At 31.1% G+C, this 13414-nt stretch carries 20 protein-coding genes; all 20 read right to left on the reverse strand.

Annotation, left to right across the window (positions count from 1 at the left end):
* Nucleotides 1-2: 2 nt before the first annotated feature.
* Complete coding sequence (locus tag HMPREF9630_RS06420) at nt 3-434, reverse strand: phage tail tube protein (RefSeq protein WP_009527699.1); 432 nt, start codon at nt 432-434, stop codon at nt 3-5.
* A gap of 15 nt (nt 435-449) precedes the next feature.
* Complete coding sequence (locus tag HMPREF9630_RS06425) at nt 450-1517, reverse strand: phage tail sheath C-terminal domain-containing protein (protein WP_009527700.1); 1068 nt, start codon at nt 1515-1517, stop codon at nt 450-452.
* A gap of 24 nt (nt 1518-1541) precedes the next feature.
* Complete coding sequence (locus HMPREF9630_RS06430; RefSeq protein ID WP_009527701.1) at nt 1542-1982, reverse strand: phage tail terminator family protein; 441 nt, start codon at nt 1980-1982, stop codon at nt 1542-1544.
* A gap of 2 nt (nt 1983-1984) precedes the next feature.
* On the reverse strand, nt 1985-2413 hold the full coding sequence (locus tag HMPREF9630_RS06435) for an HK97 gp10 family phage protein (protein WP_009527702.1): 429 nt from the start codon (nt 2411-2413) through the stop codon (nt 1985-1987).
* Between the two features lie 10 nt (nt 2414-2423).
* Nucleotides 2424-2756 (reverse strand): head-tail adaptor protein, encoded by a 333-nt coding sequence (locus HMPREF9630_RS06440; RefSeq protein ID WP_009527703.1) that lies wholly within the window; start codon nt 2754-2756, stop codon nt 2424-2426.
* A gap of 15 nt (nt 2757-2771) precedes the next feature.
* On the reverse strand, nt 2772-3041 hold the full coding sequence (locus tag HMPREF9630_RS06445) for a head-tail connector protein (protein ID WP_009527704.1): 270 nt from the start codon (nt 3039-3041) through the stop codon (nt 2772-2774).
* 70 nt (nt 3042-3111) lie between these two features.
* Nucleotides 3112-4233 carry a phage major capsid protein gene (locus HMPREF9630_RS06450; RefSeq protein ID WP_009527705.1) on the reverse strand — a complete coding sequence of 374 codons (1122 nt, stop codon included), beginning with the start codon at nt 4231-4233 and terminating at the stop codon, nt 3112-3114.
* A gap of 63 nt (nt 4234-4296) precedes the next feature.
* On the reverse strand, nt 4297-4998 hold the full coding sequence (locus HMPREF9630_RS06455) for a head maturation protease, ClpP-related (RefSeq protein WP_009527706.1): 702 nt from the start codon (nt 4996-4998) through the stop codon (nt 4297-4299).
* Nucleotides 4999-5007: 9 nt separating this feature from the next.
* Complete coding sequence (locus tag HMPREF9630_RS06460) at nt 5008-6258, reverse strand: phage portal protein (RefSeq protein WP_009527707.1); 1251 nt, start codon at nt 6256-6258, stop codon at nt 5008-5010.
* Between the two features lie 19 nt (nt 6259-6277).
* Entirely contained in the window at nt 6278-8032 is a 1755-nt protein-coding gene (locus HMPREF9630_RS06465; RefSeq protein WP_009527708.1) for a terminase large subunit, read from the reverse strand.
* A gap of 22 nt (nt 8033-8054) precedes the next feature.
* Nucleotides 8055-8549 carry a phage terminase small subunit P27 family gene (locus tag HMPREF9630_RS06470; RefSeq protein WP_009527709.1) on the reverse strand — a complete coding sequence of 165 codons (495 nt, stop codon included), beginning with the start codon at nt 8547-8549 and terminating at the stop codon, nt 8055-8057.
* Nucleotides 8550-8649: 100 nt separating this feature from the next.
* Complete coding sequence (locus HMPREF9630_RS06475) at nt 8650-9084, reverse strand: hypothetical protein (protein ID WP_009527710.1); 435 nt, start codon at nt 9082-9084, stop codon at nt 8650-8652.
* A 199-nt stretch (nt 9085-9283) separates the two neighbouring features.
* Complete coding sequence (locus tag HMPREF9630_RS06480; RefSeq protein WP_009527711.1) at nt 9284-9778, reverse strand: hypothetical protein; 495 nt, start codon at nt 9776-9778, stop codon at nt 9284-9286.
* Nucleotides 9779-9795: 17 nt separating this feature from the next.
* A complete protein-coding gene (locus HMPREF9630_RS10090; RefSeq protein ID WP_009527712.1) occupies nt 9796-10152 on the reverse strand; it encodes a YopX family protein in 357 nt (118 codons plus the stop codon).
* Nucleotides 10149-11054: a ParB/RepB/Spo0J family partition protein gene (locus HMPREF9630_RS06490; RefSeq protein WP_009527713.1), complete on the reverse strand. Its 906-nt coding sequence runs from the start codon at nt 11052-11054 to the stop codon at nt 10149-10151. The genes HMPREF9630_RS10090 and HMPREF9630_RS06490 overlap by 4 nt, the downstream gene beginning before the upstream one ends.
* Nucleotides 11055-11100: 46 nt before the next feature.
* Nucleotides 11101-11877 carry a ParA family protein gene (locus HMPREF9630_RS06495; RefSeq protein WP_009527714.1) on the reverse strand — a complete coding sequence of 259 codons (777 nt, stop codon included), beginning with the start codon at nt 11875-11877 and terminating at the stop codon, nt 11101-11103.
* Between the two features lie 26 nt (nt 11878-11903).
* Nucleotides 11904-12116, reverse strand: a complete 213-nt coding sequence (locus HMPREF9630_RS06500; protein WP_009527715.1) for a hypothetical protein — start codon at nt 12114-12116, stop codon at nt 11904-11906.
* 5 nt (nt 12117-12121) lie between these two features.
* Nucleotides 12122-12649, reverse strand: coding sequence for a Holliday junction resolvase RecU (locus tag HMPREF9630_RS06505; protein ID WP_009527716.1), 528 nt, complete (start codon nt 12647-12649; stop codon nt 12122-12124).
* 14 nt (nt 12650-12663) lie between these two features.
* Nucleotides 12664-13131, reverse strand: a complete 468-nt coding sequence (locus HMPREF9630_RS06510; RefSeq protein ID WP_009527717.1) for a hypothetical protein — start codon at nt 13129-13131, stop codon at nt 12664-12666.
* 49 nt (nt 13132-13180) lie between these two features.
* On the reverse strand, nt 13181-13414 hold the full coding sequence (locus HMPREF9630_RS06515; RefSeq protein ID WP_009527718.1) for a DUF3850 domain-containing protein: 234 nt from the start codon (nt 13412-13414) through the stop codon (nt 13181-13183).

Raw genomic sequence — 13414 nt, forward strand, 5'->3', positions numbered from 1 at the left:
CTCTATATAAAATCTATAAAATTATAGTCGCCAAATTCAAATGGTACTTCTTCCTCTATTATATTTTTTTGCTCAAAACTCATTAACATTAGTTCATCAAATGTTACGTCAAATATTTCTACTCTTTCTGCTCCATAAGCCGTTGGATCATCTAAAGCACATATAATTTTACTATCTACTACATCTCCCGTTTTAAATTGCTCTGCTAGTTTTTTAGCCATAGCACTATCTATTTTGTGTAGTGTTGCTGTTCCTTTACCCTCAAATCCTACATATCTTCTTTTTTTTCCGAGTTGTCCAGCTATCTCTACATCTTCATACTTAGCCTCGACTTTTGCCTCAAATTTCTTTATATTTGCGAATAGTTCTCCGTCAATCCATACCTTGCCATAACTCCCACGAAGTATTTTATTATGGTTCATCGCTTTACTCATTTATATCGCTCCTTATTAAAATAAATTAATATGGAATTTGAAATCTTCCACCGCATTTAATATCTTTATATCTCCAAGTAGGAACACTGTCTTTTTAAATGACATAGTTTTTACTTTTTGTATATCCCACTGCTCCGCCTCTGTCTTACCTACAGATAACCACGCCAACCTTTGAGCGTCTACATCTACATCAGCGTGGTTATGATATTCATTGTCGAGTACATCCTCTTTCATAAGCTGCCTAAAATATGAATTTACAGAAGATATGAACAATACTTGATTTTCGTATTTGTTTTTATACTTACCAATCCAAGTTTTAAATGTTTCTCTGATGTCCTCTGTCATCATATCCATACTTTCTATAATTATGATATCTTTCATATCTTCCGTAATATCTTGTGTAAGCTCTGATATAGAGTTTACAGCTCTTGCTATCCTTACATCTCCCTCATCGTTTATAAGTAACAATTTGCCCTTGTCGATAAGTTCATCTACATTGTCAACTTGTGATACCTTAGCCAAATTAGAACAATTATAATATGTCCCACTGCGTGTAAGTGGCAATCCGGCAAATAGTCCAAGCAAAGTAGGTATATATTTATCTCCTGTTTGCTCCGCTCTTTCGTCTTTGAATATTACTTTTTCGGTTGCAAAGTTTACTATATGCTTGCACTCTGTCGTATCTGCGTTAAATACAATAGCCTTAAATGTCTTTCCTATCTTTTCCATTGATTTTATCCACGTCGCCACTTCTTGTTGCTCTGATTTTATTCCCTTTGCAAGTCCTAACCAATTTACTTTTAAACTTTGTATAAGTTTTAAAGCGTCTGTTATTTTGCCGTTTAAATCAATCCTAACAACAATGACTTTTGCTGGAGTAAATGTAAATGTGTCCTTAATTAGCTTTAGGTTTTCAGCTGTATATTCTTCATCTACAATATCAGTGATGTTCTTGTATTCTCTTGTTGTAAAAGTCTTGTTAGTATCATCTTTTACAATCAAAGCTACAACGCCTAATGCACTTCTTTTAATTGCTGTAATAGCCTTTTGTTTGAAGATTATTTCTATTTTTGGTAAACCCATTTTGTACCTTCCTTTCATAAATATTTATTTTATATATGAGATACTTAATTCTTCCATATATTCTATGAATTCATCTTCGCTTGGGATTGGCAATTCTTCCATAGTCAAGAAATTCATTGTTGCGACCAACACGCCGTCCACTGTTTCGAAGAACACATCATCAATATATATAAAAAAATCATCTTTTATATAAATATTATCAAAAAAAATTCTTTCCAATTTCTCTGTAATTTCAAGTATTTCTATCTTATTTTTCTTAATTTCTCTTGGAAAATAGTATACTCTTATTGTAAATTCTCTTTTTTTCATAGACTGCATAAATGCACTTGTTCTCACATCATCTAATGATGTTCTTATGCTCGGTCTTTCGAATACTTCGTCTAAGTTTTTACTATCTACATCCATTTGTAAATGATTAGAAATAAGAGTATTTATAGCATACATTATATCTTTAAGACTAATCATTTTTAATCAATCCCTTTGTTTAACATATCATCAACCCAATTTTCAATATCTCTTGCAAATTCGTCCTTAAACTCTCCGCTTGTGCTGTCAACAACATTAACACCTTGTTTAAAACCGTGTTCATTACCATGTTTATCTATAATTCTATGACCTTTTTCTAATAAATGTGCGTGAGGTTGTGAATTATAAACCCTTATAGCGTCTTCGTCTGAATTGTATTTGTACGGCTTTCCACGTTTAAACCCACTCATATAATTTCCTGTTTTTGTGTTAAATTTACCTTTTGCGTTAGATTTTATACGCCTTTTTAACTTATTTCCCTCTGTTCTAAGAAATTTTTTGACCTCGTTAGGATATTGCCTGCTTGTTCTTTCTATGAAATTCCTCGCAAAGTCTGTCAATTCCTCCACGTTTAAGCCATCATCAGCCATTATATTCTCCTTATTCTTGGCGTAGCGAAGTATATACATCAATATATTCACGATTTTTGTAATCAATATCCCAGCTACTTACACTAAAAACCTTGTTTTCAAACTTAAAAATCCAGTCTTTTTTTATGTCCGATACGCTGTCATATCTAAATTTAAATTTATGTGTCTGAATATTCGCATTTGTATCAGCTATTGATTTGACTTCTTTAGAGTTCATCGGAATAATGTTGCAATAACAAGTTTTTAAATATTTTTCTTTTTTTTCATGCTCATTTAATTCGTTTTTTTCTAAGACAAATTCGTATATATCTACAGTATTATTTAACATTGAAGTAATGTTCATTTAATCACTCTCCATTTATGTTTGTAATTGTGTAATCATAGAACGTATTATATATGTCATTTCGCTATCTTTGTTGATTAATGTTCTATTGTCAAACATATCTTGAATTATAGCTTTTTGACATATTTCCGATTTCATTTTGAATTTGTCATCTTTCATTTTTTCTCTATAGTTATCTATAGCATTTTCCATATAGTCATCAGATATTTTTATCAAAACGTCTATATAGTTATCTTGATTTGAATTGTCAACCCTTAAATACTCTTTAATACTTGCCAAATCCATAATTCAACCACCTTTAAAAAAGGATACTACCAAATATCAGTAGTACCCCTTAAATTATCATCATTTAAAATTACGCTGTTGGTGTAATCGCAACTTTTACCATAGCTTTATCATCAACTTTTTTAACATCAAATCTTTCTATAACTTTGATGTATGTTACATTTTTTGTAAAGCCTGCCTCTTTTGATATTGCCATAGTTATTTGTTCTCTATCAAAAAATGAAATAAGCTCTTCAATTGAGCCAACATAGAAATCTTTTGTTGCTCCGCCTGTTAAATCTGCGTCATCAACTACAATGATTTTTCTACCTTTGTATTTTCTCTTTGTTTCATCTTGTATGTCAACAGATAGTATCGGTCTGCCGTTTTTATCTTCAAGGTTGTCAAGGAAGTCAAATGATGTTTGGTTGCACAATATAACCGCTTGTTCAGATATAGCACTATTTAACTTAGTGTTCAAGGCTGTTGTTATTGCCTTGTGGTCTTTGCCTGTAACAGTTGTTGAAACGCCTTTTATTATTTCCAATATCTTTTTATTTTCTGTCTTTGTAGCTTTTCTTCCGAATTTATGTTTTACATATCCTACTAAATCTACGTTTATATCGTCAAGTAGTGTATTTGAGATTGGCACTATATCTCCATAATCTCCTACATTCCACTTAACTTGTGCAAATTTGAAATCAGATTGATTGATTTCGGATATTTCGTCGAAGTTAATAAGTTCTTCCGCTCCCTCAACTTCTATAGGCATTGTACCAGTCTTTGAAGTTACTTTTACTACATTACAATAGTCTTTTAATTGTCCCAAGCCTCTCATATATATCTTTATTTCTTCTGCTTGCTCTACTGGTACTAAATATCCTCCCCTTGCGTCTACGCTTTCTACCTGTCCAGTTGCTCCAACTTGATTTTGGAAGTCTAATTCTGCTTGTGTTAGTTCTTTTCCGAGTACAAGTTTATTGAAGATTATTCTTTTATCAACTTTTTGATTTACCGCCTTTAGACCTTGATTATCTTGGATACTTTTGTTCTCTTCTTCTTCCAACATTTCCGTAACTTCTAATTCTTTTTTGACTTCGTTTAGCTCGTTTAACATATTATGAGCCTCTGTTATCTTGTTTTCATCTTGTAACGTCTTAATTTGATTTTTCAAATTTTCTAATTTTTTTCTTAATGCAACACTTCTTTTCATTATTTTTACCTCTCTTTTAATAATATTTTTAAAAATTAAATGATTTATTGTATAAAAAAAGACTTAAAGTGCTAAACTTAAGTCAATTTTTTTATTTAACAACTCCAAATCTACTGTATTTTCGTCCTCTTTTGATGTTTCTTCTTGAAATATTCCCTTTGGTACTGATTTGAAGTTTTTATATAAGTTTGAAGTGCAATTTACAACTTTCAAACTATCTATTAATATTATATCGAAATACTCACTTGCCTTATCTCCAGTTAACCACGTTTCATCATCTACTAATTTATTGATGTCTTCGTATTTGTAGTCTTCTTTCGTGTGGTCTAAGTAAGTATTTACAATTCCTTGTTGGATTGTGTCCAACGTTTCAATGACCTTTGCCAAGTCGTTTGCATTACCCATTGCAAATGTATATGGTTTATGCACCATTAAAAACGCATTACTTGGCATTACTATTTTGTTACATCCAAACGCAATTACACTTGCTATACTTCCAGCTATACCGTCTATATATGCTGTAGTCTTACCTTTGTGCTGTTTTAACATATTTGATATACCTATACCAGCGAATACATCGCCTCCGCCACTGTTTATATGCACGTCAATATCTTTATCTTTGTAGTCATCTAACGCCTTTTTGATGTCCAGCGGATAAATACTCGGGTCATCGTCCCAATTATAGTTCCAACTATCATCTACAATATCTCCGTTTATATAGATTTCTGCCTTATTTTCACTGTTTTTAATCTTCAAAAACTTCATATTTCCTTATCACTCCTTTTTATAAGCCATTCCCAAATTATCCAAGCCGACATACGAGCCATTAACCATAATTTTATCTCCACCGTCAATTTTGGGTACTCCTGCTCGCTCTCTTGCCTCGTTTACGGTGTATATTGATCCTGTAGTATATGTTGTTAGTGCCTCCGCCTGAGATTTCAAATCGCCACGAAGTATCTTAGCAACATTAAATTCATACTTATAGCCTTTTTGTCTATCTTCCTTTGTCAATAGCTTGTAGTTGAATTCTTCTTCATATATGGTTAATATATATAGCAATGTGTCCATATAAAAAGTCAAATTCTGCATTTCACTATTAGCATAAGATGATTTATCGAAGTCGTTAATTTGAGTTGGTTTAATTCCAAACGCACTTGCTATTTGTAATGATGTATATTTCCTTAACTCAAAAAATTGACTGTCTGTTAATTTGACATTTAAAGGCTCTAAATTAAAGCCGATAGGTACAGGTATTACATCGCCATTGTCATCGTGTACTAACTCCATTAACTGCCTTTGAAGTTCTTTTTTCTTCCTTGTGTCCAAATCTCCTGTATATTTCAGTATTGCCTTGCTTGTAAGTCCTTTTTCATAAAGATTGTTAAGGTATTTTTGACTTTCCTTACTGCCTTTTATTGTTCTTGCAAGTATTTCTCTTATACACATTCCGCTTATACCGTCTTGTGTAAGTCCTTTAATGTGCAATACTTCATCATTTTTTAGATAATATGTCTTTGAATTGCTCTGATATTGATAGTATATTTTTGAGTTTTCATCAAGTATATCATTGAAAAATTGTGCATTATCTACCCAAATTGTAACACTTCGAGGGTCAAGAGGGTATAAGGCTACTAAATTTCCCTTGTTGTCGTGTTTCATATACGCATAAGCATTTCCATAGTGATTGCGGTTAAACTCCATTAACGTTTTGAACGTACTTGGGTTCATACTTTGATTTGTTCTAAGAGTTAAAACATCTATAGTATCGTGTTTATATACTCTGTTATTTTCCTTATCTTTTAGATGTATGCTTAATTTTCCGAGTGTTTCCGATAATATTTTTAAACAAGTAAAATAAGTCGTTTCGCTTAAATCACTTCCTAAATTACCCTGAAAATTTTTATTAAAAAACTCATTAATTTCGCTTAAACTAAGAGTTTTAACGTTGCTATCCGTGTCCGTTTCATTAAAAAAACGACTTACCATTTTACCAAAATTACTTAATTTTTCTAATCTTCCCAATTTAATATCACCCCCCTTATTATTTTTTCATTGAATTTAACATATCGAAGAAATCGTCCACACTTTCGTTTATGTCTGCTCCATTTTTGTTCATATCAATTAGTATAATCTTCCAAGCGTCGATTATAGCGTCTACAACGTCTATTCTGTTTTCATCTTGGTTTTTTTCTACCTTTATTTCTCCAAAACTATTTTTTGTAGTTACAGCATTTCCTATACTCCACGTCATAAGCTCGTTATCCTCGTCATACAGCATTTGTAATGCCTTAATTGACAATCTAAAGTCCATTGTTGCGTCGTTCAAACTCCTTGCACTTTGTTTAACTTCCGTTAAATCACAAGCTAAAAAATCTAAATCCGCAAGATATGCACTTGCATTGTGGCTATCATATCCGACTTCAATTATTTCTATGTTTAAATCTTCTGTTATTTTCTTTAGATACTGCGTTATAGCCTTGTAGTCTGTTTTTATGCCATAATTTCCGCTTGTTAAGGTTAATAAGCCTTTTTTTGCCCACAATCTGTAAGGTACATCGTCAGTTTTTTCATGTTCTGCAAGTCTAAGCTCCGGCATAAAAGAATGTGAAAAAACGTAAAATTTATCAATATCATCTAAATAAAATATCAATGCTATTGATGTTAAGTCACCACCGCTGGATAAGTCTATTCCCAAATATGCTCTTTTTCCTTGCATATCTTGAATTTTTAATTTGCTTTTACATAATGCCAATTTTTCAAGGTCTACTAAACCCTCGCCATAATACGTCACCCACCTGTTAAGGTCTTTTGTAAGGAAGTTCAACAAATCTTCGCCTTGCTTCTCTTTTGCGTCTATTGCTTTTTCTGCAACTATCTTTACCTTATCCATATTTGGCGTATTATCTTTGTTCCATAATCGCATAGGATTAGATTTTAACCAATTTTTCCAATCATATATGTCATCTTCTTCGTCCATTTCGGTAATATATATTAACAAAGTATCTTTTGTTAATAGTCCATTTAGTATTTTTTTACACATTTGGTATTGCTTGTAGCAAGGACTATTAAGGTTAAAACCTGCTGTTGTTATAGCTAGTGTTAATGCACCGTCAACATTGGCTTGACCGTCTAGCATTAACTTATACATTTGATTGTTTTTATGTGCGTGGTATTCGTCTATTATAGCTAATATACTTCTGAACCCGTCCGCACTTTTTGTATCTCTACCTATAGCTTTTATTATTGTGCCTGTTACAAGACTTGTTATAGTTTTTTCATGTTCCTTTATCTTATACAGTTCATCAAGGCTAATATCCGATTGTATGAACTTCTTAATCTCGTCCCAAACAATATTTGCTTGCTCTTGCTTTGTAGCCGTACAATATATTTTGCCTAGCTCATATTTAATAAAAGTTGCAAAATCATTTGCGGTTTCTCCTGCTATGAATGATTTTCCGTTCTGTCTACCTATCTGTATATATGCTTCTCTGTAGCGTCTAAAGTTCTTTCGCTTTTGCTTCCAACCGTGCAAACTACCTATAATAAAGTTTTGGAAACCGTACGTCTCTAACCTCTGTGCCTCTGTTCCCTCTGCAATTGTAAGCTCGTTGGCTATATCTATATGTCTTTCTGCTTCTTCTACATCAAATTTATATTCAAAGTCTTTTGTTTTGCTTTTTAGTAAATCGTCTAAGTGCCTTTTGCAACATAAATATTCAGTAGTACCACATATTTTTAAACCACTTACTATAAGTTTCGCATATTCAGTAGTTCTATCCTTTATTTTCTTAGGCATATTTTACATTGTCCCGCCTCCCTTATTTAAGAAATTTAAGAAACTTATTAGTTTCTTTTTCCTCTTTAACCGGAACTATTAATTTCAATCTATCCGTTGTTGCTAAACCTAGCTTAGTTGAGCATTGCATTATTTGTTTTATATATTTTTCTTGTGCAACTATAAGAGGATTTATAATTTCTACGGTAGTTTGTGTCTTTCCCTTTTTTACTTTCTTAGTAGTGATATAGCTACTATTGATTTTTTGTGATATTTCTATGTAGCTACTATATGCATACGCATATATCGCCAAAAAAGCCAAATCCAAATTATCTAATAGCCCTATAGCTTCTGCTTCCGTTACTACTCGTGTAAATTCTTCTCTTGCCATATCACTTAACCACTCAGGAGCTACCAAACTATCACGGTTGAGTTTTATTTTTGTTTCTTCTTCGTATCTTCTCTTGATTTCTGCTTTGCCTATTTTCCCTTTAGAAATAGATACCGATTTTCGCCCTCTACCCGCTATGTTTACCACCTCCTAGCGTTTTAACAAGTGCTTTTGATTTTTCATTTCTGGCATTTTCTCGACAAATTTATAGGGGATGCGGTATGGAGCTAAAACCTAAAAACTTTTTTTATAGCCCCTCCGCACCCCAAATATTGACGTACTTAATTAATTCTTTTTGTAATTTTCTTTTAGCTTCTTCATTGCTTCGATATATCTTGTGTATTAGTCTATGACTTTGTTCTGATAGATATATAAGATTGTTTATATCGTATGCTTTGCTTATATCTTCTTCTATCTCTATGATATGATGTGATAGTGTTCCTTTAACTATTCTATTATATTTATAGTATGCATAAATATCTAAACCGTTAAATTTGTTTTTGCATAGCTTTGTTAGTGTTTCCCACTCTTTACTGTGATAGATTTCTGTATTCTTCCTACAGTTTTTATCATAAAATCTATGATATTCTGCTCTTTCTTTTCTGCTTTTTTGTTGACATTTATAACATTGTTTTTGTGTTTGTGGTATCTTAGCTCCACATTTGCAATGTTTAGTTAGCATTGTTTGTTCTCAACCTTAACTATTGGAAATATAATAGCTAATAGTATACATGTTCCAATATAATGCAACGGGGATTGAAATATAAATTGCAATACTTCTATCATGTTGGTTCTCCTTTACTTTTGCTCTTATGTACAATGCAAAAGGGAACTCTAATATTTTTTTAGAATTCCCTTTTTATATAATAGAATTGGAGGCTTTAATAATTTTTCCTTATACCTATAATATCACAAAAAAAGGGAAATAACGGGCAATCTTTTTTCATTGCTTCTAAATCTTTCTTTATACTTGATATTGCGTCTTGCCTGATGTTCTTGCATTGTCTTTCGCTGTAATTAAGCTCTTTGGATATTTTTATCCATGTGTATTTGTTGATGTAAAACTTTTTAATTACCATATATTGTTGGTAGTTTAGTTTTTGCAATGATTTTTTTATAAATTCTTTTGCTTGTTTATGCAATAGAATATCTGCTTTTAATTCTGCTATATCTTCTTTTACTTGCTCCGGAACATTCAAGGCTAGATTTTCCGTTATATTACTAATCTTGTTTACTGCTCTTGCTTCTCCTGCGTCTACGCTTTGCGGTAAATAATACATTTCCTCTAGTGCTTTTATATCTTCTTCGCATAGAATAATATATTTATTTATTTTTGAATAGTATTCTAATAACTTAATTACATGTATATTTTCCAATTTGTTATGCTCCTATTTTAATTTCTGCTTACTTTTACACTATCGCATATATCTCCTACATCAAAACCATTACAAGTGAATTTACCGTCTTCATATATTACTTTGGCATTTATGGTATACTCTCCCTCTCCCGTGTCGAACCAACCTGCACCCGAAAAGAAATATACTCCTTTTAAAATATCGCCCTCGTATATTTCTTTTCTTCGTCTGTCTTTGAGACCTGTATACTGTCCTATGGTTTTTGTATCTACTACATAGAAAGTATTTTCGTCATTTGCTTTGATAATTCCTAACTGTCCAAACATAGGAACTAATAAACCATAAGCCCATTTCCCGTTATCTATTCTTTTAGCTCTGAATTTTATTTTTCTCATTCCATAAACTCCTTTTTTGATATTCTATTATACATATAGTCTAGTTGCTTATTAATCAGCTCTTGTATATTTGTAATATCTATATTAATATTGTTTTCTAATATAATATTTATATTGTTCTTTGCTTCATTAATAATATCTTGTAAAATATTAACGCTCTTATTTTCTTTTATACTTTTATTTTTTTCTTTGTGTTCTGCTTTTTCTCTTACTTTTTTTATATCTTGTATGGTTATGTTTTTATTTTCTTGTATATCGTGATATAGTTTTTCTTGATTATCTTTATCTAATATACTAATCTCATACGCTAAATTTGTACTTATTTTCTCATTTTTATATTCTTCAAGTAGTTTTACATCTAGGTTATTATTAATCGCTTTATATCGTGCAATATTTGAGTTTGACATATTAATTACATTTGATAATATATCTCTAGTATTGCCTTTGATATTATTATTTTTCTTATATTCTTTTATCAGCTCTTCAATTCTTAGTATCTCTTGCATTTTTTCGTATTCGCTCGGCTCTCTTGCTGTATAGTTGGTCAATATCAATGTTAATTCTGATAATAAATCGCTTTGTTTTTTCTTTATATAGCATGGTATTTTACTATATTTGCTATCTTCTTTTGATAGCTCTACACTTGCTTTGTATCTTGTATGTCCTGCTAGGATTTTATACTTGCCTTGTGCGTCTGCTTCTTCTACTCTTAAAGGCTGTTCTATTCCTAATATTCTAATGCTTTCTTTCATATCTTCTAATTTGTTTGTTTTGTAAAAATTCTCTTTGCTTTCTATCAGGTCTTTTATATCTATATACTTGAACTCTGTTTCGCTGTCTTGTTTTTGTATATCTTCTTTGATCCTGCTGTTTAATAAATCTGTTAGATTAAATGCTGACATATAAAGTCTCCTATTCTATTATATTTTTAGTAAGTCCATATTGAACTTATTGTATATTTAATATTTCTTTTACCAGCTCTTTATAGTCTTTGCTTGCACTACATCTATTTGAATAATCTAATATTGCTTTTCTTTCAAATGTACTTGCTTTCATCTTTAGAGTATGTCTTATCTTAGTATTGAATAGATTGTAGTTAAGATTTTCTAAAAATAATGCTCCTTGTATATCTGCTTCGTTTCTTCTGTCATAGTTTGTTATAAATACTCCTGTATATTTTATTTTTTCGTTGAGTTCTTTTTTTGTTGTTTCTATCTGCTCTTCTAACTCTTTCAATCCGTCTAGGGCAAAATCATCTATCATAACGGGTATTAATATAATTGTGCTACATGCTAGAGCGTTTATAGTGGATATATTTATGTCAGGTGCGTTATCTATAATGCAGTAGTCATATTCTTTTTTACTTTCTATCAGCTCTAATGCTTTCTTAAATCTTGTATGCTGTGGTCTTGTTTGGTCTAATATTGTTTGTAGATTTGCATTTAATAGGGACATGTTGGCAGTTATTATATCTAGGTTTTCATAGTCTGTATTTTGTATTAGCTCCAGTATGTTTTCTTGTGTGTATGATATGGTTAGTATTTCATTTGTTCCTCTGCTGTTACTCTTGTATCTATTTAGTATCTTGCTTGTATTTCCTTGTTTGTCATTATCTATTATTAATACTTTTTTGTTGTGCTCTGTGGCTAGTATATGGGCTATGTTTATGCTTGATATTGTTTTGGCTACTCCGCCTTTAAGATTTATAATACTTAGTATTTCCATAGTTATTACCTCCAATATTATTATGTTCAAATACAATTATTCTTTTTGGCTTGCTCCAGATAATCTTTATATGTCATGTTATTTACTCTTGCTCTATATTCTTCATCTTCTATCATTTCATCAAATGGCGGTACATTTTCGGCTTTTTCATAAAAGCTACAATTTTCACAATCCATTTCGATTAATGCTCTACAACCGTTTCTAGTATATGCGAAACAGTCGATTTTATATTGTTTCATGTCATTTACTCCTTGTTCTTATAGTTTAGAAACATTACAGCACAATTAAAATCTACTTCGTATACCTCAATATCCGTTCTTGTTAGGTATTTTCTTCCATATATTTCTTTCATATTAGCCCATATTCCATAAGGTATAAAATAATAGCTGTCTTGTATGTTTACGCATACTCCTGTATATGCTCCCAGTATGCTATGATTTTCTAATGCTCTTGCTTGTGCGTCTGTTAGTACATTTTGCATTATTCTATCTTTGCTTGTCATTTTTGCTTCAAATACTATTGAACGTCCATTTTTTAATGTGCCTTTGAAGTCCGGTTCTGCTTTGGCTATAAATCTTCCCGTAAATGTTCCGTTTGGATATAGCTTTGTTACTCTGAATGGCTCGGGTACTTTTTTTATATTTGCTATGCCTTTTTCTCTGTATATATTACATGCTTTTTCTATATAGTCTTCAAAATGTCTACCTTGTGCATTACTTTTTTTGTTTTGTAATTGTATATAGTCTTGTTTTGTGGCTCTGTTTGTTATCATATTCTATTTTCCTTTTATATATGTATTCCTAATAATTTTTTGTCTTTTTCTACAGTAGCATAATATACTTTTTTTGCTCTTTCTCTTGCTTCTTCTACAGTTTCTTCGTCTTCTTCTGTTATAAACTCTTCATCTCCAAATAATTCATCAAATCCTATTTGCCCTTTGATTTCCGCTTTGAAAAATCTCTTTTCTTTTACTGTAAATTTGCTACTATATGCGGTTTGTTGTAGTGTTAAATATGTGCTTTTTGTTTTTCTTTTTGGTATCTTGCTACCTATTGTTGAGTTTAGGGCTATTTCTCCCTCTAACATTTCAGCAGTTATTTTTATGTCTATGCTTCGCTTCTCGGATCTTGGTATATCTTTATCTAAAAAACTTTTTATTACTGCTTGTAGCTCTTCGTTAAATTTCTTTTGTAGTTCTCCGTTTTGCATAGTGGATAAGTCTATATTTACGTTTACTATTTCTATATTTGGCATTATATGACCTCCATTTTTAGTTCATGCTACTATTACTCTTCTATAAAAATCAAAATATACTAAAACTAAATACTACATAATCTTCTTGTTGCATAAAATCAGTTAAATATGTTATAAATCCTACTGCACTTCTTCCTGTATATTCTTTATTTTCGTCTATTTCTTCTAATACTATTTTGTCTCCTACATTATAATCTCTGTCATTATATCTAATTTCAAAAGTTTTATCTCTTGCAATTACAGCTTCAAAATATTGTTGTTCAATTTTTATTGCGTGTGTCAT

This window comes from Peptoanaerobacter stomatis (genome assembly GCF_000238095.2).
GTDB lineage: Bacteria > Bacillota > Clostridia > Peptostreptococcales > Filifactoraceae > Peptoanaerobacter > Peptoanaerobacter stomatis_A.